The 22,224-nt window shown below is 62.6% G+C and carries 21 protein-coding genes and 1 tRNA gene; 7 read left to right on the top strand and 15 right to left on the bottom strand.

The genetic code is table 11. The features are described from left to right. Nucleotides 1-15: 15 nt before the first annotated feature. Together slmA and AC54AG_RS17995 are read right to left on the bottom strand one after the other, a co-directional pair. Nucleotides 16-591 carry a nucleoid occlusion factor SlmA gene (slmA, locus tag AC54AG_RS18000; protein ID WP_496631147.1) on the bottom strand — a complete coding sequence of 192 codons (576 nt, stop codon included), beginning with the start codon at nt 589-591 and terminating at the stop codon, nt 16-18. Nucleotides 592-693: 102 nt separating this feature from the next. Continuing rightward, nucleotides 694-1,428: a pyrimidine 5'-nucleotidase gene (locus AC54AG_RS17995; protein ID WP_082127501.1), complete on the bottom strand. Its 735-nt coding sequence runs from the start codon at nt 1,426-1,428 to the stop codon at nt 694-696. Between the two features lie 90 nt (nt 1,429-1,518). Here AC54AG_RS17995 and AC54AG_RS17990 point away from each other — a divergent pair, with 90 nt between their 5' ends. Continuing rightward, on the top strand, nt 1,519-2,388 hold the full coding sequence (locus AC54AG_RS17990; protein WP_496631146.1) for a TraB/GumN family protein: 870 nt from the start codon (nt 1,519-1,521) through the stop codon (nt 2,386-2,388). A 143-nt stretch (nt 2,389-2,531) separates the two neighbouring features. Here the strand turns inward: AC54AG_RS17990 and AC54AG_RS17985 are convergent. Both AC54AG_RS17985 and argB read right to left on the bottom strand, forming a co-directional pair. After that, a tRNA-Thr gene (locus AC54AG_RS17985) sits at nt 2,532-2,606 on the bottom strand. A gap of 40 nt (nt 2,607-2,646) precedes the next feature. Further along, the gene (gene argB, locus AC54AG_RS17980; protein ID WP_010393729.1) at nt 2,647-3,540 is read right to left on the bottom strand and encodes an acetylglutamate kinase; all 894 of its coding nucleotides are present in this window, start codon (nt 3,538-3,540) and stop codon (nt 2,647-2,649) included. 231 nt (nt 3,541-3,771) lie between these two features. On the opposite strand from argB, the gene AC54AG_RS17975 reads away from it, so the two are divergent. From AC54AG_RS17975 to AC54AG_RS17965, 3 genes are all read left to right on the top strand, one after another. Further along, nucleotides 3,772-3,972: a cysteine-rich CWC family protein gene (locus AC54AG_RS17975; RefSeq protein ID WP_496631145.1), complete on the top strand. Its 201-nt coding sequence runs from the start codon at nt 3,772-3,774 to the stop codon at nt 3,970-3,972. 95 nt (nt 3,973-4,067) lie between these two features. Next, on the top strand, nt 4,068-7,115 hold the full coding sequence (locus tag AC54AG_RS17970; protein WP_496631144.1) for a response regulator: 3,048 nt from the start codon (nt 4,068-4,070) through the stop codon (nt 7,113-7,115). A 31-nt stretch (nt 7,116-7,146) separates the two neighbouring features. After that, nucleotides 7,147-8,298, top strand: coding sequence for a response regulator (locus AC54AG_RS17965; protein WP_496631142.1), 1,152 nt, complete (start codon nt 7,147-7,149; stop codon nt 8,296-8,298). Here the strand turns inward: AC54AG_RS17965 and AC54AG_RS17960 are convergent. Continuing rightward, complete coding sequence (locus AC54AG_RS17960; RefSeq protein ID WP_496631141.1) at nt 8,291-9,568, bottom strand: extracellular catalytic domain type 1 short-chain-length polyhydroxyalkanoate depolymerase; 1,278 nt, start codon at nt 9,566-9,568, stop codon at nt 8,291-8,293. The two genes, AC54AG_RS17965 and AC54AG_RS17960, sit on opposite strands and share 8 nt — an antisense overlap. A gap of 54 nt (nt 9,569-9,622) precedes the next feature. Further along, nucleotides 9,623-10,036 (bottom strand): ribbon-helix-helix domain-containing protein, encoded by a 414-nt coding sequence (locus tag AC54AG_RS17955; RefSeq protein ID WP_034752801.1) that lies wholly within the window; start codon nt 10,034-10,036, stop codon nt 9,623-9,625. Nucleotides 10,037-10,314: 278 nt separating this feature from the next. On the opposite strand from AC54AG_RS17955, the gene AC54AG_RS17950 reads away from it, so the two are divergent. The 3 genes from AC54AG_RS17950 (at nt 10,315) to AC54AG_RS17940 (ending at nt 12,531) form a co-directional block, all read left to right on the top strand. Further along, nucleotides 10,315-10,548, top strand: coding sequence for a DUF1289 domain-containing protein (locus tag AC54AG_RS17950; protein ID WP_223278955.1), 234 nt, complete (start codon nt 10,315-10,317; stop codon nt 10,546-10,548). Nucleotides 10,549-10,555: 7 nt separating this feature from the next. Beyond that, nucleotides 10,556-11,479, top strand: a complete 924-nt coding sequence (locus AC54AG_RS17945) for an MBL fold metallo-hydrolase (protein WP_456129582.1) — start codon at nt 10,556-10,558, stop codon at nt 11,477-11,479. Nucleotides 11,480-11,577: 98 nt separating this feature from the next. Beyond that, a complete protein-coding gene (locus AC54AG_RS17940; protein WP_034752807.1) occupies nt 11,578-12,531 on the top strand; it encodes an NAD(P)H-dependent flavin oxidoreductase in 954 nt (317 codons plus the stop codon). A gap of 144 nt (nt 12,532-12,675) precedes the next feature. Here the strand turns inward: AC54AG_RS17940 and AC54AG_RS17935 are convergent, their stop codons facing one another. The 9 genes from AC54AG_RS17935 to AC54AG_RS17895 form a co-directional block, all read right to left on the bottom strand. Continuing rightward, nucleotides 12,676-13,257: a hypoxanthine-guanine phosphoribosyltransferase gene (locus tag AC54AG_RS17935; protein ID WP_058049341.1), complete on the bottom strand. Its 582-nt coding sequence runs from the start codon at nt 13,255-13,257 to the stop codon at nt 12,676-12,678. Nucleotides 13,258-13,333: 76 nt separating this feature from the next. Next, nucleotides 13,334-14,590, bottom strand: coding sequence for a phenylacetate--CoA ligase family protein (locus tag AC54AG_RS17930; RefSeq protein WP_331778222.1), 1,257 nt, complete (start codon nt 14,588-14,590; stop codon nt 13,334-13,336). Then, nucleotides 14,587-14,946: an MmcQ/YjbR family DNA-binding protein gene (locus AC54AG_RS17925; protein WP_496631137.1), complete on the bottom strand. Its 360-nt coding sequence runs from the start codon at nt 14,944-14,946 to the stop codon at nt 14,587-14,589. Before AC54AG_RS17925 ends, AC54AG_RS17930 begins: the two co-directional genes overlap by 4 nt. Nucleotides 14,947-14,962: 16 nt before the next feature. Beyond that, nucleotides 14,963-15,790 (bottom strand): ABC transporter ATP-binding protein, encoded by an 828-nt coding sequence (locus AC54AG_RS17920; RefSeq protein ID WP_046681884.1) that lies wholly within the window; start codon nt 15,788-15,790, stop codon nt 14,963-14,965. A 125-nt stretch (nt 15,791-15,915) separates the two neighbouring features. Continuing rightward, nucleotides 15,916-17,235: an ABC transporter substrate-binding protein gene (locus AC54AG_RS17915; RefSeq protein ID WP_496631136.1), complete on the bottom strand. Its 1,320-nt coding sequence runs from the start codon at nt 17,233-17,235 to the stop codon at nt 15,916-15,918. A gap of 58 nt (nt 17,236-17,293) precedes the next feature. After that, a complete protein-coding gene (locus AC54AG_RS17910; RefSeq protein WP_034752817.1) occupies nt 17,294-18,352 on the bottom strand; it encodes a branched-chain amino acid ABC transporter permease in 1,059 nt (352 codons plus the stop codon). An 84-nt stretch (nt 18,353-18,436) separates the two neighbouring features. After that, complete coding sequence (locus tag AC54AG_RS17905) at nt 18,437-19,333, bottom strand: branched-chain amino acid ABC transporter permease (protein WP_175444594.1); 897 nt, start codon at nt 19,331-19,333, stop codon at nt 18,437-18,439. A 19-nt stretch (nt 19,334-19,352) separates the two neighbouring features. Next, nucleotides 19,353-20,168 (bottom strand): ABC transporter ATP-binding protein, encoded by an 816-nt coding sequence (locus tag AC54AG_RS17900; RefSeq protein ID WP_034753577.1) that lies wholly within the window; start codon nt 20,166-20,168, stop codon nt 19,353-19,355. Between the two features lie 14 nt (nt 20,169-20,182). Further along, the gene (locus tag AC54AG_RS17895; protein ID WP_072455960.1) at nt 20,183-22,114 is read right to left on the bottom strand and encodes an AMP-binding protein; all 1,932 of its coding nucleotides are present in this window, start codon (nt 22,112-22,114) and stop codon (nt 20,183-20,185) included. Between the last annotated feature and the right edge of the window lie 110 nt (nt 22,115-22,224).

Genomic DNA, 22,224 nt, shown 5'->3' with positions numbered 1-22,224 from the left:
AGCCGCGGCGGTGACTTACCCCAGCAGCATGGCGATTTGCAGCGCCGCTTCCTGGGATGGATTGATCTTGAAGCCGCTCTTGGCGTAGCGGTGCCAGCGCCCGATGACGAAGCTGACGATCAGCGTGGCGCGCGCGGCTACTTCGTTTTCCTTGCCATGGCCTTCGGCGGCGGCCACGCGCAAGGCCTGCTTGAGCGCCAGTTCCACGCGGTCGTAGAACTGGTTCATGCGCACTTGCAGACGCTCGTCCTCATTGACCAGTGCATCGCCGATCAGCACGCGCGTCATGCCCGGATTGCTGATGGCGAAATTGAGCAGCATGCCGATGATGTCGCGCGTTTGCGTCATGCCGTCGCTGTGTTTTTCCGCGATCTGGTTGATCAGGCCGAAGACGCTCGACTCGATGAATTCGATCAGCCCTTCGAACATTTGCGCCTTGCTGGCGAAATGGCGGTACAGGGCCGCTTCCGATACGGTCAGTCTGGCCGCCAGTGCGGCGGTGGTGATCTTTTCGCCTTTCGGCTGCTCCAGCATTGCGGCGAGGGCCTGAAGAATTTGTAGCCTGCGTTGGCCCGGCGGTGTGCTTGCCATATTTTCTCTTGTCGTTAAAAAAAATGCTGCCTTGATGGGGAAGTCCGTCACCGCCGCTAGCGGTGCGGCTTCCAGTGTCAACCGGAAGCCCAGGAATCCCCTTCAACGCAGACGGTGAAGGCGGCGTGCCAAATGCCGGACAGATTTTACTTTGACATCGACGTAAGCGGGGCGATTTAACGCCTTGGGCAACTTCGCCACGCCGATCGGATCGGCCATTTTCAGGTATTGCGTGATCCAGGCCGTGCGCAGGCCCAGTTTTTTCGCACCCTTCAGATTGGCCAGCGTATCTTCCACCAGGATGCAGCGGCCGGGGCGGATGTGGTGCTTGCGCATCAGTTTGCGCAGCATCAGGGTCGATGGCTTGGGCCGCAGCTGGCGGTGCACATGCATTGCCTCGATGGCGACGTGGTGTGAAAAGTGCCGGCGCAAGCCCAGGTGGCGCATCACGTCGCTTGAATAGCGCAGCGGCGCGTTGGTGAGTAAAATTTTACGGCCAGGCAGGCGTTTGAGTAAAGCCCCCAGCCCACGCTCGGCGCGTATCATCGCGCGCAAATCGTCGAACGCATGCGTCTCGTGCAGAAAATGCGCGGCCTGCACCTGGTGGTGCTTGACCATGCCCAGCAAGGTGGCGCCATAGCGGCGCCAGTAGGCCGCGCGCGCCGCATTGACGATGGCGTCGTCGGCCGGCGTCACGCCATCGCCCAGTACGCGGGCAATATACGTGTTCATATTGGCCGTGATGGTGGGAAAGATGGCGTGCGAGGCATTGTGCAGCGTGTTGTCGAGGTCAAACAGCCAGACCGGCGACGAGCGGTTAAGATGGGACACAGGCACAGGAGTCTTTGCTAGCGAGAGAAGATGAAAAATTCAACAATCAGGAAAACCATGCGACGCCAGATTATAGTGATGTTTTGCGGATTATTCTTGCTGCCGTTGCAGTCGGCCTTGGCCGAAGCACCACCAGTGGCGCAAAACCGGGGCGCGCTGTTCAAGGTGCAGGATGCCAGCCACACCCTGTATCTGTTCGGTACCATCCACGTCGGCGCGCCCGATTTTTACCCACTCGAGCCGACCGTGACGCAGGCATTGAACGGCGCCGGCGCGTTGGCGCTAGAGATCGATCCCGGCGCCGATCCGCGCAAGGCCGTCAGCGCCGTGCTCAAATACGGCATGGAGGCGCCGGGCAGCAAAGTGCCTTCTGACTGCCGCCAGACCCTGGCCCCGCGTCTGGCGCCGCTGTTGCAAAAATACGGCATCGCGCCCGAAGCGGTGGCGCCGATGAAGCCCTGGATGCTGGCCAGCGTGCTGGCCATCGGCGAATTTTCCACGCTTGGCTACCGCTCCGACCTGGCCGTCGATAATTACCTGTCGCAGCAAGCCAAGGCGCGCAAGATCCCCGTGGTGGAACTCGAATCGATGGAAGGCCAGATGGCGCTGTTCGGCGCCATGTCGCCCCTCGACCAGTGCCGCTTCCTCGAAGACGGTGTGGCGTCGATCGAAGACCAGGAACAAAGCCAGGAAGCGCGCGAGATCGCCGATGCGTGGCGCAACGCCGACGCGGCCGCCTTCGACAAGCTGGCCGCCAAAGCGGCAACAGACCCCTCGTTCGCCGCGCAGTTCGTGCAAAAGGTGTTGCTGGACGGCCGCAACCCCGCCCTGGCCGACGGCATCGCCAAGTTGCTTGCGCGCGAAAAGTCCAGCCTGGCCGCCATCGGCGTGCTGCATCTGGTCGGAACGAAAAGCGTGCCGGAGTTATTGCGTCAGAAGGGCTTGAAGGTCGAGCGGGTGTATTGAAACGCGGAGGAGATGCGGGCGACAGATAGCAGAGCAGATGGAAAAGTGTTCAGGGCAAGGCGGACTGACGAAGACAGTACGAATGTACGGAGAGGAAGGACAACGCCGTCATGGACATTTTTTCAGCTGCGGGGAAAGGATACTGGTGCCCTTGACGTGGATCGAACACGTGGCCTCTCCCTTACCAAGGGAGTGCTCTACCACTGAGCTACAAGGGCATAAAAAATCGGCGCTGGGTGAATTGCGCCGAATTATTTTTTAGTGCGAACGGATCATAGTACCAAAAGCCTGCTCGGTCAACACTTCCAGCAATAATGAGTGTTCGATGCGGCCATCGATGATGTGCACCGTGTTCACGCCGGACTTGGCGGCGTCGAGCGCGGACGAGATCTTCGGCAGCATGCCGCCCGAGATCGTGCCATCGGCGAACATCTCGTCGATTTCGCGCGCGGAGAGGTCGGTCACCAGGTTGCCCTGCTTGTCCTGGACGCCGGCGATGTTGGTCATCATGATCAGCTTTTCCGCTTTCAGGATTTCCGCGATCTTGCCCGCCACGACATCGGCGTTGATGTTGTAGGCTTGGCCATCCTGACCGAAACCGATCGGCGAGATGATGGGAATGAAGGCGTCGTCCTGCAGCGCCTTGACGACGGCCGGGTTGATCGCGTCGATCTCGCCGACGAAGCCGATGTCGAGGAATTCGCCCGGATGTTCGCGGTCCGGCATCTGCATCTTGCGCGCGCGGATCAAGCCGCCATCCTTGCCCGTCAGGCCCACGGCCTGGCCGCCGTAATGGTTGATCAGCATGACGATATCCTGCTGCACTTCGCCGCCCAGCACCCACTCCACCACTTCCATGGTTTCTTCATCGGTGATGCGCATGCCTTGCACGAAAGTGCCTTGCTTGCCGATTTTTTTCAGCGCGTTGTCGATCTGCGGTCCGCCGCCGTGCACCACGACCGGGTTCATGCCGACCAGCTTGAGCAGGATGACGTCGCGCGCGAAGCCGTGCTTCAGGCGTTCGTCCGTCATGGCATTGCCACCGTATTTGATGACGATGGTCTTGCCGTGGAAATTGCGGATGTAGGGGAGGGCCTCGGCCAGAATCTGCGCCTTGATTTGCGGCGACACCGCCGTCAAGTCGTCATTCATGTCCAGGTTCAAGTTAGCTAGTTGATTCATGGCGAGTCCGGAAAATAGATTTGTGCGATTTTACAGGGAAGAAGAAAATCTTGGAGGCATTATAGGGCGATCTTGTTGTATTTTCCCTGATGATCCTATAGTCTGGCCCGATATGTCCCCCAGCCAGCCCTTTTACTGCCCGTTACATCTGCGTCCCATCCCGGCGCGGCATGACACACACTTGCCAATTCACACACAGCCATGAGCCAGTGCAGCCTGTGCGGCGCCGCCTTCCAGTGCGGCCAGCTTGACCCGGACGCCAAAGAGCCCTGCTGGTGCGTCTCCCTGCCGCCGGCCGTTCCCGTGCCCGGCAGCGCTGCGGGATGCTGGTGCCCCGCCTGCCTGCAAGCCCATATCGCCACCCTGACGCCGCCTGCAAAAGTCCCGACAGCGGCCAAATAAGCGCATCGGCATACTTTTTCCTTTGCAAAAGACCTTGCATTTTGTAGGGGAATACGCTCAGACTTCGACTTTCAAGAATTTCTTATAGGAAAGTTATGCGCTTCAGGGATATCAGTATCGGCGTGCGCATCAATGCCGGTTATGCCATGTTGATCGTGCTGATGCTGGTCGTCATCGTCCTGTCTGGCAGCCGCATCTATGCCATCCGCGCCGAGACCGACGATATCCTGCAGCGCGACTGGGTCGCCGCCAAGGCCACCAGCAAGATCCACGGGTTGGCGCGCGAAGCGGCCACGCGCATCGGCAACCTGCCGAATCAGCACGAGCTGGCGCTGCGCCAAGCCAACCAGGCGCGCCTGGAAGCGATCAAGCAAGGCATCGACGAGCAGGTGCGCATCCTTGACGGCCTTGATGCGCGGCCCGAGGAACGGCGCCTGCTGGAACAGGTGCACCTGGCGCGCGCCGACTACTATGTGTCGCTCAAGGCGATGTTCGAGCTGGTCGAGCGCGGCGAGCATGCCCGCGCCGAGCAGGCCATGCAGACGCAGACCTTGCCGGTGCTGGAAAAAGTGTTGCTGTACGTGGGCCAGCTCGACGACTTGCAGCAGCAGCTGATCCGCGACAGCGCGGCGCGGATACGCAACGACATCGACACCTCGCTGCTGCTGATGGGCGGCATCGGCCTGGCGGCCCTGCTGACGGGTCTCGCCTTTGCCTGGTCGGCGCGCTCGATCACGCGTCCGCTGGGCGAGGCGGTGGCAATCGCCACGCGCGTGGCCAATGGCGACCTCAGTTCCGTCATCGAAGTGACGTCGCGCGACGAGACGGGCGAATTGCTGCAGGCGCTCAAAGACATGAGCACCAGCCTGGCCGTCGAGCAGGACCTGCGCCACGCCGTCGAAGTGGCCGAGGATGCGACCAAGATGAAGTCGGACTTCCTCGCCAATATGTCGCACGAAATCCGCACGCCGATGAACGGCATCATCGGCATGACCCACCTGGCGCTGCAGACGGAACTGACGTCGACCCAGCGCAACTACCTGGAAAAGGTGGAGTCAGCGTCGAAGAACCTGCTGGCCATCATCGACGACATCCTCGATTTCTCGAAGATCGAGGCGGGCAAGATGGCCTTTGAAAAAGTCGATTTCTTCCTCGAGGACGTGCTGGCGCAGATCGCCGACCTGTCCGTGATGCGGGCGCAGGACAAGGGGCTCGAACTGCTGTTCGATGTCGCCCCCGACGTGCCGAACGCCTTGCAGGGCGACCCGCTGCGCCTGGGCCAGGTGCTGATCAACCTGACCAACAACGCGATCAAGTTTACGGACAAGGGCGAGATCGTCGTCACCATCCGCCTGCAGCAGCTGGAAGAACATGCGGCTGTCTTGCGCGTGGACGTGCGCGACACGGGCATCGGCCTCACGCCGCCCCAGCGCAGCAAATTGTTCCAGGCTTTTACGCAGGCCGACACCTCGACCACGCGCCACCATGGCGGCACGGGCCTGGGGCTGACCATCAGCAAGCGCCTGGTGGAAATGATGGAAGGCGAGATCGACCTGGTCAGCGAAGCGGGCGTGGGCAGCACCTTTTTCTTCACGGCCCGCTTCGGCCTGGCCGCCGTGCCGCGCGATAATTTGCTACTGCCACAGCAATTCCACGGCCTGCGCGTGCTGGTGGTTGACGACAACCCCAGCGCGCGTGAAATCTTCGTCAGCATGCTGACGGCGCTGGGCTTCGAGGCGCGTGCCGTGCTTGGCGGCGCGCTGGCCATCGGCGCCGTGGCGCAGGCGCGCGCCGAGGGGCGGCCGTACGGGCTGGTGCTGATGGACTGGAAAATGCCGGGCATGAACGGCCTCGATACCCTGGCCGGCATCCGCGCCGATGCCGCCGGCATCGATGCGACACCGGCCTGCATCATGGTCACGGCCTTCCATCGCGAAGCGCTGCTCGAGGCGGCGCGCCAGCGCGACTTGCCGCTCGACGGCGTATTGAACAAGCCGATCAGCGCCTCGACCCTGCTCGACCAGATTGCGTTCGTGTTTGGCGGCGTGACGGGGCAGAGCCGCAAGACGCAGCGCCAGAGCAGCTACCGCGACGACGAGCGCGCCCTGCGCGGCGCCTGGCTGCTGCTGGTCGAGGATAATGAAGTGAACCAGGAAGTGGCGCAGCATATCCTGAACGACGCCGGCATCCGCGTCGACATCGCCGGCAACGGCGCCATCGCGCTGGCGAAGATCGCGGAAAACGCCTATGACGGCGTGCTGATGGATTGCCAGATGCCGGTGATGGATGGCTACCAGGCGACGCGCAAGCTGCGCCAGGATCCCCGGTATTCGAACTTGCCCGTGATCGCCATGACGGCCAATGCCATGGTGGGCGACAAGGAAAAATGCCTGGACGCCGGCATGAACGATTTCATCGCCAAGCCGATCGACGTGGCGCAGCTGTTCGGCACCCTGGCGCGCTGGATCGCGCCGGCCACGCCGCAGGAAATGGCGGCGGTGGTGGCGCAGCCGGAAGCGGAGCTGCCCGTGATCGCGGGCCTGAAAATGGCGGAGGCCATGCGCCGCGTGGGCGGCAATGCCGCTTTGATGCGAAAATTGCTGGACCGCTTCGTGGAAACCCAGTTCGACGCCATGCAGCGCATCGTTGCCGCCATCGAGAACAACCAGCTGGAAACGGCCATCCGCGAAGCGCATACCCTCAAGGGCCTGGCCGGCAATATCGGCGCCGGCGGCCTGGCCGACAGCGCCGCGCGGGTCGAGCACTTGCTCAGCCTGGGCTCGCACGACGGCTTGCCGCAGGCGCTGGCTGCCTGCACCCTGGCGCTCGACGAGCTGGTGCCGAAGATCGTGCTGGCCATGCAGTCGCGCGGCCATGCGGCCGAGGCGGGCGGCGCGGCGTTGGCGCACGTGGCGCCGGTGGACCGGGCGCGCCTGGAAGCGGGCTTGCGCGAACTGTCGCAGCTGCTGCAGCAGGACGATGCGCAGGCCGTCAAGCACCTCGACGGCATCGGCCCCGTGCTGGTCGCGGCGGGGCAGGCGGAACACGCGCGCCAGTTGAAGCGCATGCTGGGACAATACGATTTCGAAGGTGCGCTGGCGCAGCTGGGCGAAGTGGCCGATGCGCTGGAGCTGACACTGTGAGAAGGATAATGATGCAGAACGAAGGACGGGCATGAGAGCGCCGGCAAGCAAGCCAACCATCCTGGTGGTCGACGACACGCCAGACAATATCGACCTGTTGCGCGCGGTGCTGGAAGACGACTACCGCACCAAGATCGCCGTCAATGGCGAGCGCGCCCTGAAGATCGCCGCCGGCAGCGACCAGCCCGACCTGATCCTGCTCGACATCATGATGCCGGGCATGAGCGGCTACGATGTGTGCCGCGCGCTGAAGGCCGATCCCGCCACGGCCGGCATCCCCGTGATTTTCGTCACGGCCATGAGCGAAGTGGCGGACGAGCAGCTGGGCCTGGCCCTGGGCGCCGTCGACTACATCACCAAGCCGATCTCGGCGCCCATCGTGCTGGCGCGCATCAGGACGCAACTGGCGATGAAGCAGATGCAGGATTTCTTGCGCGACCAGAACCAGTACCTGGAAACGGAAGTGGAGCGCCGCGTGCAGGAAGTGGCGGCGCTGCAGGATGTCACCATCCACGCCATGGCCTCGCTGGCCGAGACGCGCGACAGCGAGACGGGCAACCATATCCGCCGCACCTCGCACTACCTGAAAGCGCTGGCCGAAAAAGTGCGCGGCTTGCCGCGTTTCCGCGATTTTTTGACGGACAAGAATATTGAACTGCTGTTCAAGACGGCGCCGCTGCACGACATCGGCAAGGTGGGCATCCCCGACCATATCCTGCTCAAGCCGGGACGTTTCGAGCCGCACGAAATGGCCATCATGAAGACGCATACCACCCTAGGGCGCGACGCCATCCTGGCGGCCGAGCACGAGCTTGGCATCGAAGTCGATTTCCTCAAGTACGCGAAAGAGATCGCCTACAGCCACCACGAGAAATGGGATGGCAGCGGCTACCCGCAAGGGCTGGCTGGCGAAGACATCCCGATTTCGGCGCGCCTGATGGCGCTGGCCGACGTGTACGACGCCCTGATCAGCCGGCGTATCTACAAGCAGGGCATGGACCACGCGCAGGCCGTGCGGATCATCGTCGAAGGACGCGGTTCGCATTTCGACGCCGAGATCGTCGACGCCTTTTTGCAGATCCAGGACCAGTTCATCGCCATCTCCCACCGCTATGCCGACGGTGTATGCGAGATCGCCGACAAGCAGCGGCAGATCGCGCCCTACACCGCCAACATCAGATGACGGTCTTGAAGAAGCGCAGCATCTCGCGGCTGGCGTCCGGCCCTTTTCCATCCGTATAGCTGCCGTTATCGCTGCCGCCCGACCACGCATGGCCGGCGCCGTGGATGACCCAGTGTTCGCCCAGCGGCGAACCGTTGGCCTGGCTGTGCGTGGTGCGCGTGTAGCGGTGGCCATTCGGCACGCTGCCGTCGATGGAAGCGGCTTTGGCCGCCTTGCCGCCCGCCTGGCTGCGCACGCCCTGGGCGATCAGTTCATCGCCATTGCGCGGGTTGACGGTGGTGTCGCGGTCGCCGTGGAAGACGATGATGGGCACGCCGCCGGCAGGCGCCTTGCGCTGGGCATTGGGCATGGCGCCGCCCTTCATGGCTGCCAGCGCCGACGGCAAGTCCTGCGCCGAAGCGAAGGGCAAGCCCGAATGCACGCCGACGGCGGCAAACAAATCCGGGTACAAGGTGCCGACGATGACGGCCATGGCGCCGCCCGCCGACAGGCCGGCAACGAACACTTCACGTTCATTGACCGGGTATTCGTCGATCACTTGCTGCGCGATGCCGGCGATCAGCGACGGTTCGCCCTGGTCGCGCTGCTGGTCGATGGCGTTGAACCAGTTCCAGCAGCGCGAACTGTTGGCGCCCTGCGTCTGCGCCGGATAGACGACAAAGCATTCCTTCTCTTCGGCCAGCGCATTCATCTGCGTGCCGGCCGCGAAGTCGTCGGGATTTTGCGTGCAGCCGTGCAGCATCACGATCAGCGGCATGGCCTGGCCGTGATAGCTGCTGGGGATATACAGTTTGTACGAGCGCGTGCCCGCATGGTTGCGGTACACGCCATCGATGAACTGCGCGCCAGCGGGTATCTCCGCTGGCGTGACGGCCGGCGCGTTGAAACCGGGCGGGTGGAAATTCGGCAGTTCGAAGCTGGGCATGTCGAAGCTGTGCTGGCCCAGGCCGGCCGGCACGCCCAGGCGCGACATGAAATCCTGCGCGAAGTCCTGCGCCGCCTGTGCGGGCGTGGGAGGGGCGGCAGGCGTTTCTGGTGCGGCGGCGGCTTGCGGCTGCTCGGCTCGGGCTTGCGCAGGTGGCGGCGCAGGTGGTGGATTAATGTCGCGCATCGGCTGCGGTGGCGGCGTTTGCGTGGTGGCAGCCTGCGGCGCCAGGCCGGCGGCGGACAGCGCTTGCTGGATCGCTTCGGTGGCGGCGGCGGGACCGCTGCCCATCAGGTTGCGGGTTGCGGCGCGCATCTGCGCCAGCATGTTGAGAGGTAGTTTCATGACCATCCTTAACGGTGCAGCGCATCGGCCGGGTCATCGCCGCGAACCAATACGCTAGTGAATTCGCCCTGCGAGCGCCGTCTTGACGACGGTGCTGGCGTGCAGGGCACCTAATACGAAAATCGACTCGATGGTGGCCAGTGCCAGTTCCACGGAGACGTCGCTGGCGATGCTGGCCAGTCCCAGCACCTGTATCTGCAGGCGCTGGCCGGCTGCCTGGATCGCCTCCAGGTCGGCGCGCGAGTAATGCTGCATGCCCAATACCAGGCTTTTACGGGCGACGGTTTGTTTCACCACGTCGGCGTGCGTACCCAGCTGGTTGCGTATGGCCGTACGGATCAGATCCGTGCGGTTGGAATAAAATCCCTCCTGGACCAGCAGATCGATCTGCCCCAGGTCGATCAAGCCGAGGTTGATCGTGATTTTTTCGGATTCCCCAATTTTGGGCTTGCTGTCTTGCTTGGCCATATCTCTCCATAAACTCCACGTGGCATCCATTTGCCATCTGTATGGATGGTAGTATAGTTGTGTAATATCTCAAGTCAAGCAGGATCTGGCCTGATCGTGTTGTAGGACGGGCACCCGCAGAGTGAGAATGCAGCGCAAAATAAATTTCCCGAAGATGCGTTTTTGATCATTTTTACTCTGGAAAATATATCCACAGAAATATTGCATGCCGACGCCGCCGACTCGTCGGCGCCGTTTCGCGGCATAATGAAAGCCTTCACGTTTACCGATGCCGCTCCATGATGGTCGCCAACCCACCTCCGCCAGCCGTTCCGCTTCCCTTGCCGTCGCCGGTACCGTCGCCCTGCGTCAGCCTGTGCAAGATGAACCGCAACAGCGGCTTGTGCGAAGGCTGTTTGCGCACGCTCGACGAGATCATCGCCTGGAGCAAGGCCGACGACGACTTCAAGCGCGCCGTGTGGGCCGAATTGCCAGGACGCGAATCCTTGCTCGATTTCGAGCCCGACTACTGAGGAAGCCATGCCGCGATCGCCAGCGCTGTTCCCCGATGCCATGCAGGTGTTCGAGCGCGGCTGGCTCTCGTCGAACAACATCCTGTTCCTGGGCCGGGACGACACGGCCCTGATCGACAGCGGCTATGTCACGCATGCGCCGCAAACCCTGGCCCTGCTGCGCCATAGCCTTGCCGGCCGTCCGCTGGACCGCCTGTTCAACACCCACCTGCACTCCGACCATTGCGGCGGCAACGCGCTGCTGCAAGAGGAATACGGCTGCCATACGGCCATTCCCGTGTCGGAAGCGGACAAGGTGCGCGCCTGGGATGTCGATGCCCTGAGTTTCCAGGCAACGGGCCAGCAATGTCCGCGCTTCGGCTTTGACGCCACCGTCTCGCCCGGCGACACGTTGACCTTGGCCGGCATGCGCTGGCAAGCGCTGGGTGCGCCGGGCCATGATCCGCACTCGCTGATTTTTTACTGCGCCGACGAGGGCATCCTGATCTCCGCCGACGCGCTGTGGGAAAACGGCTTTGGCGTGATCTTCCCCGAACTCGATGGCGGCTCCGGCTTTCTGGAAGCGCGCGCCACCCTGGACCTGATCGCCGGCCTGGACGTGCGCGTGGTGATCCCCGGCCACGGGCGGCCGTTCCAGGATACGGACGGCGCCTTGCAGCGCGCGTATTCGCGCCTCGATTACCTGTCGTCCGATCCCGTGCGCAATGCGCAGAACGCCGTGAAAGTGCTGCTCAAATTCCTGCTGCTGGAACGCCAGCGCATCGCCCTCTCCGAGATACCGGCCCTGCTGCGCGGCATGCCCGTCTTCGAAGAGGCCAACCGGCGCTTCCTGCGCCAGGAGGCGGCCGCGCTGGCCGAGTGGGCTGTTTCCCAATTGATGCGGGCCACGGCGGCGCGCGTCGAGGGTGAGTACTTGCTTAACGAGGGTTGAGGTGTAGGCGTGATAAATTCAGCACGATCGTACTTTTTCTGAACTATAATCAAGCTCAGTGTGTTTCTCATCCCGATCAACTTTCCAGCGAGTCCGCCATGGCATTGCCTGTTGCGTTGCAAAACCTCTCCTTACCCGTTATCGCTTCGCCGATGTTCATCGCCAGCGGCCCGGCCCTCGTGGCGGCGCAGTGCAAGGCCGGCATCGTCGGTTCTTTCCCGGCCCTGAACGCGCGTCCCGCTGAATTGCTCGACACCTGGCTCACGGAGCTGCAGGCCGAATTGGCCGCCTTCCAGGCCGCCAATCCGGACAAGAAAGTCGGGCCGATCGCCGTCAACCAGATCGTGCACCAGTCGAACGACCGCCTCGCGCATGACGTGGAAGTGTGCGTCAAACACCAGATCCCCATCATCATTTCCTCGCTGCGCGCGCCGCCCAAGGAAATGCTCGACGCCATCCACAGCTATGGCGGCATCGTGCTGCATGACGTGATCTCGATCCGTCACGCGAAAAAGGCGCTGGAAGCCGGTGTCGATGGCTTGATCCTGGTGGCCAGTGGCGCCGGCGGCCACGCAGGCACCCTGTCGCCATTCGCGCTGGTGGGCGAAGTGCGCAAATTCTTCGACGGTCCGCTGGCCCTGTCCGGCTCCATCGCCACGGGCGACGCCGTACTGGCCGCGCAAGCGATGGGCGCCGACTTCGCCTACATCGGCTCGCGCTGGCTGGCAACCAAGGAATCGAACGTCAGCGACGGCTACCGCGACGCCATCGTCGATTCCAGCGCGGCGGACATCGTCTACACGAACCTGTTTACTGGCGTGCACGGCAATTACCTGAAAAAATCGATCGAAGCGGCCGGACTCGATCCGGAAGCCTTGCCTGAAGCGGACAAGAGCGCGATGAATTTCGGCTCGGGCAGCGCCAAGGCCTGGCGCGACATCTGGGGCGCGGGCCAGGGCGTGGGCTTGATGGATGACGTGCCGAGCGTGGAAGAGATGGTGGCGCGCCTGAAAGCCGAATACGATGCGGCGCGCGCGCGGTTGAAGCTGTAATCGTTGTTGCGATGGTGGTGGTGTCGGATTACGCGGCGTGCCGCCGCTAATCCGACCTACGACCTATGATGGCGGTGTCGGATTACGCCACCGGGCAGTGGTAGGTCGGATTAGCGCGCAGCGCGTAATCCGACAACACCTCCATCACTCCTGCTTCAAATCCTCAGGCTTGATGGCCCACAGCCCCGGCAGGTTGCGCCAGTAGCCATACGCATCCATGCCGAAGCCGACGACGAAGCGGTTCGGGATGACCAGGCCGACGATGTCGGCTTGTACGGGCTTCTTCTTGCCGATGGCCTTGTCGGCGAACACGGCCAGGATGACTTCCGAAGCACCCATGTCCAGCAAGCGCTGCTTGACGTGCGCCAGGGTTTCGCCTTCGTCGAGAATATCGTCGAGCACGATGACGGTGCGGCCCGCCACGTTCGAGCGGGGGATGACTTTCCATACCACTTCGCCACCCTTGTCGTCGTCGCCGTAGCGGCTCACGTGGATGTAATCGAATTCGAGCGGAAAGCTCAGTTGCGGCAGCAGGCTGCCCGTAAACACGACGGCGCCGCCCATCACGCCCAGCACCAGCGGGAACTCTTTCGAGTCCTCGGCGTTGAAGCGCGTGTTGAGCACATCGGCCATGCGCGTGATCGACGCCTGCACGGCGTCTTGGTCGAACAGCAGTTCCGCGTTCTTGATCAGGTCACGGGCACGATTGTGATGAAATTCTTGCATGGACTCTTGCATGGCGATGAATGGGGCTGATGATGAATGCGGGTATTATCCCGCAAACGCCATCCGTGCGCTACGCCTAGCTGTAATCGCGCACGTCGTCGATTATTTTCCCATCCTGCGCCAGACTGCCCACGGCCACCAGCACCACGTCGCCGCGCAGCTTGGTCAGTTCGCGGATCGAGCCGATGATGGCCTCGGTGCCGCTGGCGTCATGGGGATTATCGACTTCGCAATGCAAAGCCATCTCGTCGTTGGCCATGCGTCCCGATACCACCAGCCGCGCCTTCTTGATCTGCGGGTGGCGGCGCGCGATTTCATGCACCTGCGACGGATGCACGAACATGGCGCGCACCTTGGTGGTTTGATCGGCGCGTCCCATCCAGCCTTTGATGCGCGTATTCGTGCGTCCGCACGGCGACTCCGGCGTATCGACCAGCACGGCCGACAGATCGCCCGTGGCAAAGCGGATCAGCGGGTAGTCGGCATTGAAGACGGTGACGACGACTTCGCCCACTTCACCCGGCGCGACGGGAATGCCGCTGCCCGGATGGACGATTTCCAGCAGTATGTTTTCGTCAACGACCATGCCCGGATTGAGTTTGCCATTGCTGGCCGTCTCATAGGCGATGCTGCCGATATCGGCCGAGGCATAGGTCTGGAACACGTGCGGCACGCCGTTCGCGGCAAACCAGCTGCGCAGGGATTCAGGCAGGGCTTCGGCGCCCATCACGGCCTTGGTGACGCTGCTGATGTCGGCGCCCATTTCGCGCGCTTTTTCGATGATCAGTTTTAAAAATGACGGCGTGCCGATATACGTATCCGGCTTCAGGTCGACCATCGCCTGCACCTGCATTTCCGTCTGGCCGATGCCGGCCGGGATGACGGTGCAGCCGATGCGCGCGGCGCCGCCTTCGACCATGAAGGCGGCCGGCGTGAAGTGATACGAAAAGCAGTTTTGCAGCAAGCCGCCGGCGCGCACGCCGGCCGCATACATGGGCCGCGCGAAGCGCCACCAGTCGGGGCCGCGGCCTTCCGGGTCGAAGATGGGGCCGGGCGAGACGAAGACGCGCGACAGGGCGTTCTTCGGCGTCGTGTTCAAGCCGCCGAACGGTAGCGCGCCGTGCTGCAATTGCTTGAGGTCGGACTTGCGCGTGACGGGCAGCTGCGCCAGCGCGGCGCGGCTGGTGATGTCGGCCGCGTTGACGCCATCGAGGATGCGGGCCCAGCCCGGCGCCTGTTGCGCGCGCGCGATCAACTGCGGCAGGCCGGCCATCAATTCGCGTTCGCGCGCTTCGGGGGCGCGTGCTTCCAGACTGTCGAGCGTATCGGTCATGTTGCGGATTCTCCAATGTCACGTTGCATTTTTTTCGTCAGCCCCGCAAAAATCAGGCTGTATGAGCGGTGCAGCAGGGCGGCCATTTCGTCGTCGTCGAGGGCGTCGGGGCTGGCGATGAGCACCCATTTGGCCCGCGCCAGATAGGGCGCCGGGCGAAAACCGGGACGGTCCGTCAATTCCAGGAAGCGCTCCGCATCGACCTTGAAGCTCATGCCGCGCGTGCTGTGCGCTTCCGCGCCGCATAGCGCGAACAGGCGGCCACCGACAGAAAACGCCAGCACGTTGCTCCATTTGATGTCTTCTGTCGCGCCGGGAAAGCCGCGGCACACTTGCTTCGCCCGTTCCAGGTCCATGACGGCAGCTCCGATATCAGGCCAGCCAGCGCTTGCGGCGGCGGTAGAACTTCATGTCGCGGAAGCTCTTGCGCCCGGCGCTGGACACGCCCAGGTAAAACTCTTTGACGTCTTCGTTGCTGGCCAGTTCCTGCGCTTGCCCTTCCATCACGACTCTGCCGTTTTCCAGGATGTAGCCGAAGTCGGCGTAGCGCAGCGCCACGTTGGTGTTCTGTTCGGCCAGCAGGAAAGAGACGTTTTCCTTGTGGTTCAAATCCTTGACGATGCCGAAGATCTCTTCGACGATCTGCGGTGCGATGCCCATCGAGGGCTCGTCCAATAAAATCATCGACGGCTTGGCCATCAGCGCGCGGCCGATGGCGCACATCTGCTGCTCGCCACCCGAGGTGTAGCCGGCCTGGCTGCTGCGCCGCGTTTTCAGGCGCGGGAAGTAGTGGTAGACCTTGTCCAGCGCGTCTTTCAGTTCGCCGCGCGACAGGCTGCGCGTGTAGGCGCCGGTCAAGAGGTTTTCCTCGATAGTCAGGTGGCCGAAACAGTGGCGCCCTTCCATCACTTGCGACAGGCCCCGCTTGACCAGTTCATTCGGCGTCAATTGGTCCACGCGCTCGCCCTTGAACTGGACTTCGCCCTTGGTGACGTCGCCCCGTTCGCCGCGCAGCAGGGTCGAGATGGTTTTCAGGGTGGTCGACTTGCCGGCGCCGTTGGCGCCCAGCAGCGCCACGATCTTGCCCTGCGGGACTTGCAGCGACACGCCCTTCAGGACCAGGATCACGTGGTCGTAGATGACTTCGATGTTGTTCACCGACAGGTAGGGCGGCGGTGTTTCAGTGGCGGTATGGTTCATGGCTGCTTCGTTTTCATAGGTGGTGGTGCTTGTCGGATTACGCCTTCGGCTAATCCGACCTACGTGGATGCGGCGTAGGTCGGATTAGGCCGCAGGCCGTAATCCGACACCACCCCGAAAGCCGCTTACTTCATGCACGCCGGCGTGATCTTTTTCTCGTCGGCGTACTTGCCCGACGATTCCTCGACCAGCTTGCGCACCAGGGCCTTGTCGCCGACGATCCATTTCGGCGTGATGGCGGTCCACTTCTTGCCATCCCACTGCTGCACTTTCACGGCGCCCGAACCCTCATGGTCGTCGCAGCTGGTTTTCACGGTCGGGAACATGCCCAGTGCGCCGACGGCCTTCTGGCGCGCATCGTCGACGTTCAGGTTTTCCAGGCCCCAGCGCATCTGCTCGCCCGTGATTGGTTTGCCCTTGCCGAATTTTTCCTGCGCCACGCGGATCGCTTCCACCCACAGGATGCCGGCCGTCACGCCGCGCATGTGGTAGACGGAGCCGATGCGCGACTGGTCGGACAGGTTGCCCTTGCCGGACGCGTAGAGTTTCTTGCGGATGTCGTCGAGCACGGGGTAGTTGCCCGGGGTATTGAAGGTCATCGCCGTGTAGCCCTTGGCCGCGTCACCCGATGGAATCGTGTCTTCCTCGGAGCCGGCCCACCAGACGCCCAGCATTTTGTCGCGCGGGAAGCCGTTGCGCTGCGCCGTCTTGATGGCAACGGAATTCATCACGCCCCAGCCCCACAGGATCACGTGGTCCGGCTTGGCCTGGCGGATTTGCAGCCATTGCGATTGCTGTTCGCTGCCTGGCGGCGCGACGGGAATTTTCACGAGCTCGAAGCCGTACTGTTTCGACAGCGCTTCGAGCACGGGCAGCGGCTCCTTGCCGAAGGCAGAATCGTGGTACAGGTGGACGATCTTCTTGCCTTTCAGCTTGTCCATGCCGCCATCCTTGTCGCCCAGGTACTTGATCATGGCGGCGGCCTGGCTCCAGTAGCTGGAGATCAGCGGATACACATACGGGAAGACCTTGCCGTTGGCGGCGTCCGAGCGGCCGTAGCCGATCATCGTCATGGGAATCTTGTCCTGTGCCACGCGGTCGAGGATGCCGTAGGCGACGCCTGTGGACAGGGTTTCGACCAGGGTGGCGCCGCCCTGCTTGGTTTTCAGGCGTTCATAGCATTCGACGCCGCGCGACGGGTTGTATTCGGTTTCGCATTCTTCCCAGCTAATTTTCACGCCATTGACGCCGCCGGCCTGGTTGACCAGGTTGAAGTAATCGATGATGCCGCCGTAGAAACCGGAGCCGCCGGCCGCGTAAGGACCCACGCGATAGGACGGCAGGGCGATGTACTGTTCCTTGTCCTGCGCTTGCGCGCTGCCGGCCATGGTGAGTGCGGCACTGGCGATGGCGGCGGCCAGCATGAGCGATTTGATGTGTTTCATTGTGTGTCTCCTCTTGTTTTATTTGGTATTCAAGTGAACCGACATCGACTGCAAAAACTTAATGGGGGAAGGGCCAGAGTCTCAGCTTTTCCTTCGCGATCTGCCACAGCCTGGCCAGGCCGTGCGGCTCGACGATCAGGAAGAAAATGATCAGCGCGCCGAACACCATCAGTTCCAGGTTCGAAGCCACGCTGGTCGGCAATGCCAGGCCATGCGCGATGGTGTTCAGGAAGACGGGCAGCAGCACGATGAAGGCCGCGCCGAGGAAGGAACCGAGAATCGAACCGACGCCACCGATGATGATCATGAACAGGATGCGGAAGGACAGGTCCAGGTTGTACGCTTCCGGCTCCACCGTGCCCAGGTAGGCATACGCATACAGGGCGCCGGCCACGCCGCAGTAGAAGGAGCTGACGGCAAACGCCAGCAGCTTGGTGCGCATCAGTCTGAAACCGATCACTTCGGCCGCCATGTCCATGTCCCGCACGGCCATCCACGAGCGGCCCACGTTCGAGCGGATCATGTTCTTGGCCAGCAGCGCCATGCCGGCGACAATCGCCAGTACCAGTAGGTATTTGCTTTGCGGCGTGTCGAACTGGTAGCCGAGGATGGTCATCTTCTGCACCGTGATCACGCCCGAGGAGCTGTAGTTGGTCAGATACGGAATCTTGGTCAGGCACCAGACGACAAAGAACTGCGTCGCCAGGGTGGAGGCGGCCAGGTAAAAGCCGCGAATGCGCAAGGACGGCAGGCCGAAGGCGATGCCCACCATGGCTGCGCACAGACCGCCGAGGATGAAGGACACGAGCAGCGGCAAGCCAGGCAGGCGGGCCATGAAGTTATACGAGGCAAAGGCGCCCACGGCCATGAAGGCGGCCGTGCCCAGCGACAGCTGGCCCGCGTAACCGGTCAGGATGTTCAGGCCCAGCGCCGCCAGGGCAAAGATCAGGAAGGGGATCAGGATCGCCGACAGCATGTAGGGCGAGGCGAAATACGGCAGGAGGAAGACGGCGACGAGCAGCGTGGCCGTCAGCGCCAGGCGGTCTTGCCTGATCGGGAAAATCTGGTTGTCAGCCTGGTAGCTGGTCTTGAATTGTCCTGCTTCACGGTAAATCATGGGATGGTCCTTTGCTCGCTGTTTTGGCTGTTGTCGGGTTACGCGCCATGCGCTAACCCGACCTACGGTGCTGTGACGGTGGCGTTATATTCGTCGGATGATCTTCTCGCCGAACAGGCCTTCCGGGCGCACCAGCAGGAACAGCAGGGCCAGCACATACGGGAACCAGCCTTCGATGCCGCCGCCCACCATGGGACCGAGGTAGACTTCGGCCAGCTTTTCCGACGCGCCGATGATCAGGCCACCGACGATGGCGCCCGGCACCGACGTAAAGCCGCCGAGGATCAGTACCGGCAGCGCTTTCAGGGCGATGAAGGTGAGAGCGAACTGCACCCCGTTGCGCGCACCCCACAGCAAGCCGGCCACCATGGCCACCAGGCCCGCCACGCCCCACACGACGGCCCAGATGCGCTGCAGCGGAATGCCCACGGCCAGCGCCGCCTGGTGGTCGTCGGCGACGGCGCGCAGGGCGCGGCCCACCTTGGTTTTCGAGAACAGCAAGGCCAGACAGATCACCAGCAGCGCGCAGATGCCGGCCGCCACCACGTCGAACTGCGAGATGATGATGTTGAAATGGTCCATCAGGAAGGGCATCGGCACGTCTTCGATGGGCAGGTCCAGCTTGTGCACCTGCGAGCCCCACATCAGCTGCGCCAGGCCTTCGATGAAGAAGGTCAGGCCGATGGTGGCCATGAACAGCGTGATTTCGGGCTGGTTGACGAGGGGTCGCAGCACGACTTTTTCAATCGCCATGCCCAGCACGATCATGGTCACCATCGTCAGCGGGATGGCCAGCCACAGCGACAGGCCGAACTTGTCCATGATGCCGACGCAGGTGAGGGCGGCGAAAAACACCATCGCGCCCTGCGCAAAATTGAATACGCCCGACGCCTTGTAGATCAGGACGAAGCCGATCGCCACCAGCGCGTACATGACGCCCGACAGCAGGCCGCCGATCAGCACTTCAAAGAAAAAATTGATATTCATTGCTATTCCTCGTCTAGTGCGCCACGCCGAGATAGGCGTTGATGACATCCTGGTTGCTGCGCACCTCGTCGGGCGTGCCGTCGCCGATCTTCTTGCCGTAATCGAGCACCACCACGCGGTCGGAGATATCCATCACCACGCCCATGTCGTGTTCGATCAGCACGATGGTCGTGCCCAGCTGGTCGTTGACGTCGAGGATGAAGCGGCACATGTCCTGCTTTTCTTCCACGTTCATGCCGGCCATCGGTTCGTCCAGCAGCAAAATTTCCGGTTCGGCCACCAGCGCGCGGCCCAGTTCCACGCGCTTTTGCAGGCCGTAGGGCAGGCGCCCCACGGGCGTCTTGCGGATGGCCTGGATTTCCAGGAAGTCGATGATCTCTTCTGCCTTCTTGCGGTGCTCGATTTCCTCGCGCCGCGCCGGGCCCCAGTACAGGGCTTGCAGCAGGAAATTCGACTTCATCTTGAGGTTACGCCCCGTCATGATGTTGTCGAGCACCGTCATGCCCTTGAACAGGGCGATGTTCTGGAAGGTGCGCGCGATGCCGGACTTGGCGGCCGCATAGCAGTCCATGCCGCGCCGGTGCTCGCCCCGGTAGATGATTTCGCCCTGCTGCGGGCGGTACACGCCGTTGATCACGTTCAGCATCGAGCTTTTGCCCGCGCCGTTCGGGCCGATGATGGCGCGGATTTCATGCTGCTTGACGTCGAACGAGATGTCGGTCAGCGCTTTCACGCCGCCGAACGACAGCGAGATGTTCTTCAGGTCGAGGATCACGGGGCCCGCCTTGCGGGCCGTGCCGAAATGGGCGTCGGGTTCGTTCATTTGCATCGTGCTGTGCTCCATCATGCGGCCAGGCCCTGGGGCCGGTACGTTTTGCTGTCCCAGATCTGCAGGTCGGCACTGGTCGAACCGGTGCGGCCATCCTCGAATTTCACCTGGGTCTCGATGTATTGCGTTGTCTTGCCTTCATACAGGGCAGAAATGAGTACCGCGTACTTTTCGGCGATGAATTTGCGGCGGACCTTGCGCGTGCGCGTCAGCTCGTCGTCGTCCGGGTCGAGTTCCTTGTGCAGCACGAGGAAGCGGTGCACCTGCGTGCGGTCCATCAGCGGGTCGGCCGCCAGTTCCGCGTTGACTTGCTCGATGCAGTCGCGGATCAAGCCATAGGTTTCGTCGCGCGCCGCCAGATCCGTATAGCCGGAGTAGGCGATGCCGCGCCGCTCGGACCAGTTGCCCACTGCTTCGATGTCGATGTTGATGAAGGCGCACACTTGGTCGCGCGCATGGCCGAAGGCCACCACTTCCTTGATGAAGGGGAAGAACTTGAGCTTGTTTTCGATGTAGTTGGGCGCGAACATGGCGCCGCAATTCATCTTGCCCACGTCGGCCGCGCGGTCGATGATTTTCAAATGGCCTTCGCTGTCGAACACGCCCGCGTCGCCCGTATGGAAGTAGCCGTGATCGTCGATCACTTCGGCCGTGGCGTCAGGACGCTTGAAGTAGCCGCTCATGGTGGCGGGCGACTTGACCAGCACTTCGCCATTGGCCGCCAGCTTGACTTCCACGCCCGGTGCGGGCAGGCCGACGCTGTCGAACTTGATGTTGCCGTCCGGCTGCAGACACACATAGGCGCAGGTTTCGGTCGAGCCGTACAGCTGCTTGAGGTTGACGCCGATGGAGCGGTAGAAGCGGAACAGGTCGGGGCCGATGGCGGCGCCGGCCGTGTAGGCGACGCGCACGCGCGACAGTCCCAGCACGTTTTTCAAGGGGCCGTAGACGAGCAGTTCGCCCAGCTTGTAGCTGAGACGGTCCGCCAGCGGCACGGGCTTGCCGTCCAAAATCTGCGCGCCGCAGCGCTTGGCCACGTCCATGAAATGGCTGAACATGTGGCGCTTGATGCTGCTCGCGTCTTCCATGCGTATCATCACGCTGGTGAGCATGTTCTCGAACACGCGCGGCGGCGCAAAGTAGCAGGTGGGGCCGATTTCGCGCATGTCGATCATCACCGTGTCGCCCGATTCGGGGCAGTTGACGGTGAAGCCGGCCACCATGGCTTGCGCCAGCGAGAACAGGCAGTCGCCGACCCACGCCATGGGCAGGTAGGACAGGATGTCTTCATTGTCGGTCAGCTTGTCGAAGGCGACGCCGCCTTCGCCGGCTGCCAGCAGCGCCGTATGGCTCTGGCACACGCCTTTCGGCTTGCCCGTGGTACCCGAGGTGTACAGGATCACGGCCGAGTCGCTGCCTTGGCCCGCTGCCACGGCGGCGTCGAAAAAGCCCGGATGTTCGCGGTCATAGGCCCGGCCCAGCGTCTGCAGGGCGGCAAAGGACGTCAGCTCCGGCTGGCGGTAATGGCGCATGCCCCGTTCATCGTCATAGGCGATGTGGGCGACGTGCGGATACAGGGCCTTGAGTTCGAGCAGCTTGTCGACCTGTTCCTGGTCTTCGACGATGGCGTAGCGGATTTCCGCATCCTGCAGCACATAGGCCATGTCGGCGGCCGGCGCGTCCTGGTACAGTGGCACGGGCACGCCGCCCAGGCTTTGCGCGGCCAGCATGGCCCAGTACAGGCGGGGACGGTTGTCGCCGATGATGGCCAGGTTCATGCCGCGCTGGAAGCCGATGGCGGCCAGGCCGCAGGCCAGCGCGCGCACTTCCTCGTTCACCTCGGACCAGGTCCAGGTTTGCCAGATGCCCAGGTATTTTTCGCGAAAGGCGGGCTTGTCGGATCGTACTGTCCCGTGTTGCAATAAGCGCCGCGGAAAAGTCGGCATTGCTGCTGTGGTATTCGTTTGCACCAGTGTCTCCCTGTTGCTTGTCTCAGGCCCCACCTCGTTGGATGGCGCTCTGTGTTTTTTATGTGTAAGGCGTTTGTGCAATGATA

The sequence above is a fragment of the Janthinobacterium sp. BCJ23 genome (assembly GCF_059617945.1).
Note: the sequence above shows the minus strand (reverse complement) of the source record. Positions and strands in the feature narration are given on the sequence as shown.

What these genes read in the sequence shown, in the direction of transcription:
- AC54AG_RS17895 (WP_072455960.1), bottom strand. Translation starts at nt 22,114, where the DNA reads ATGCCGACTTTTCCGCGGCGCTTATTGCAACACGGGACAGTACGATCC.
- AC54AG_RS17930 (WP_331778222.1), bottom strand. Translation starts at nt 14,590, where the DNA reads ATGACCGATACGCTCGACAGTCTGGAAGCACGCGCCCCCGAAGCGCGC.
- AC54AG_RS17920 (WP_046681884.1), bottom strand. Translation starts at nt 15,790, where the DNA reads ATGAACCATACCGCCACTGAAACACCGCCGCCCTACCTGTCGGTGAAC.
- AC54AG_RS17910 (WP_034752817.1), bottom strand. Translation starts at nt 18,352, where the DNA reads ATGATTTACCGTGAAGCAGGACAATTCAAGACCAGCTACCAGGCTGAC.
- slmA (WP_496631147.1), bottom strand. Translation starts at nt 591, where the DNA reads ATGGCAAGCACACCGCCGGGCCAACGCAGGCTACAAATTCTTCAGGCC.
- AC54AG_RS17950 (WP_223278955.1), top strand. Translation starts at nt 10,315, where the DNA reads ATGATGGTCGCCAACCCACCTCCGCCAGCCGTTCCGCTTCCCTTGCCG.
- AC54AG_RS17955 (WP_034752801.1), bottom strand. Translation starts at nt 10,036, where the DNA reads ATGGCCAAGCAAGACAGCAAGCCCAAAATTGGGGAATCCGAAAAAATC.
- argB (WP_010393729.1), bottom strand. Translation starts at nt 3,540, where the DNA reads ATGAATGACGACTTGACGGCGGTGTCGCCGCAAATCAAGGCGCAGATT.
- AC54AG_RS17945 (WP_456129582.1), top strand. Translation starts at nt 10,556, where the DNA reads ATGCCGCGATCGCCAGCGCTGTTCCCCGATGCCATGCAGGTGTTCGAG.
- AC54AG_RS17975 (WP_496631145.1), top strand. Translation starts at nt 3,772, where the DNA reads ATGAGCCAGTGCAGCCTGTGCGGCGCCGCCTTCCAGTGCGGCCAGCTT.
- AC54AG_RS17915 (WP_496631136.1), bottom strand. Translation starts at nt 17,235, where the DNA reads ATGAAACACATCAAATCGCTCATGCTGGCCGCCGCCATCGCCAGTGCC.
- AC54AG_RS17965 (WP_496631142.1), top strand. Translation starts at nt 7,147, where the DNA reads ATGAGAGCGCCGGCAAGCAAGCCAACCATCCTGGTGGTCGACGACACG.
- AC54AG_RS17935 (WP_058049341.1), bottom strand. Translation starts at nt 13,257, where the DNA reads ATGCAAGAATTTCATCACAATCGTGCCCGTGACCTGATCAAGAACGCG.
- AC54AG_RS17960 (WP_496631141.1), bottom strand. Translation starts at nt 9,568, where the DNA reads ATGAAACTACCTCTCAACATGCTGGCGCAGATGCGCGCCGCAACCCGC.
- AC54AG_RS17970 (WP_496631144.1), top strand. Translation starts at nt 4,068, where the DNA reads ATGCGCTTCAGGGATATCAGTATCGGCGTGCGCATCAATGCCGGTTAT.
- AC54AG_RS17900 (WP_034753577.1), bottom strand. Translation starts at nt 20,168, where the DNA reads ATGCAAATGAACGAACCCGACGCCCATTTCGGCACGGCCCGCAAGGCG.
- AC54AG_RS17925 (WP_496631137.1), bottom strand. Translation starts at nt 14,946, where the DNA reads ATGGACCTGGAACGGGCGAAGCAAGTGTGCCGCGGCTTTCCCGGCGCG.
- AC54AG_RS17940 (WP_034752807.1), top strand. Translation starts at nt 11,578, where the DNA reads ATGGCATTGCCTGTTGCGTTGCAAAACCTCTCCTTACCCGTTATCGCT.